Annotated in this window: 1 protein-coding gene; it reads left to right on the forward strand. The window is 60.0% G+C overall.

All coding sequences use genetic code 11. The annotated features are described in order from the left end of the window. Positions 1–154 precede the first annotated feature (154 nt). Positions 155–1,252, forward strand: a complete 1,098-nt coding sequence (locus B8W67_RS20080; protein ID WP_234806840.1) for a type IIL restriction-modification enzyme MmeI — start codon at positions 155–157, stop codon at positions 1,250–1,252. Positions 1,253–1,319 lie beyond the last annotated feature (67 nt).

Genomic DNA, 1,319 nt, shown 5'->3' on the forward strand with positions numbered 1-1,319 from the left:
AAGCACCGGCCGAGGCACAAACCGCAGGAACGGAGGTCGCCTGAAACTCACCGATCCACAAGATTTGACAATTCCTCCGTGTAGTGCATCGACACGCTCAGAGGGCTGTGGATGCTTGACCACGGTGAGTACGTATCCCGCCTACCATTCATTCGTGGCAGAAACCTCTCTAGACAAAATTGTCGCCCGCCTCGCGGCGCAGACTGAGCGCCCAGAAGCGACGACGCAGGCGGATATCTACGCACTGTTGACCCAGGCGGATATCGGGCTCGGAGACGACGCGGTGGCGACGATGGAGGCGCAGGTCGGTGATGGCACTCGGCGGCGGATTGACGTGGAAATTGGTCAGTGCGTCATCGAGGTCAAAAAAGACTTGCACGCCGCCGACCTCCCCAAGGCCGAAGGACAACTAGCGGGGTACGTCAAGCAACGGTCTGAGGCGCTCGGCCAGTACGTCGGCATCCTCACCGATGGTGCCGAGTGGCGGCTCTACCACCTGCGCGACGCCGCTTTGGAGCTGGTGTCGCAGTACAAACTGAGCAAGCAAAACCCAGATACCCAGGAACTACTGGTGTGGCTGGAATCGGTGTTGTCGACTTTGACCGCCATCAAGCCCGCCCCCGAAGAAATCGAGCAACGTCTCGGAGCGGAGTCACCTGCGTACAAACTCGATACGGCAGAGTTGAAGTCCATCTACGACGCCCATGCTGCCGACGAGGAGATACAGCTCAAACGTCAACTGTGGGCAAAGCTGCTACGAGCCGCGTTCGGTGCCGAGTTCGTCGACGACGCGGACTTGTTCGTCACCCACACACTCCTGGTGACCACTGCGGAGCTCATCGCACATGCGGTGCTCGGATTCACCGTCGGGCCAGCAGGTGACCTATCGGCCAAACAGATCACCAGCGGGTCGGAGTTCGCCAACGCACGGATTCGCGGGGTAGTCGAAGAGGATTTCTTTGACTGGGTTACCGATACCCCGGAGGGCGAGGTGTTCGTCCGAAACCTAGGCCGTCGTATCGCCCGATTCGACTGGGGATCGGTCGAGCATGACGTGCTGAAAATCCTCTACGAGTCGGTCATCACGAAAGATGTTCGCGAGCGTCTCGGCGAGTATTACACCCCAGACTGGTTGGCGGACCGCATGGTCGATGCGTTCCTGCCCGACCCACTGAACTCCGTCGCCCTCGACCCTAGCTGTGGGTCTGGGACATTCCTATTCCACGCAATCCGCAAGTACCTCTGGCGGTGACAGTCTGATTCGGGACCAGTGTGACGGTCTGATTCGGGACCCACCCGGGCTTCGGCGTGGCGTCGTG

The sequence above is a fragment of the Mycolicibacillus koreensis genome (assembly GCF_002104795.1).
Lineage (GTDB): Bacteria > Actinomycetota > Actinomycetes > Mycobacteriales > Mycobacteriaceae > Mycobacterium > Mycobacterium koreense.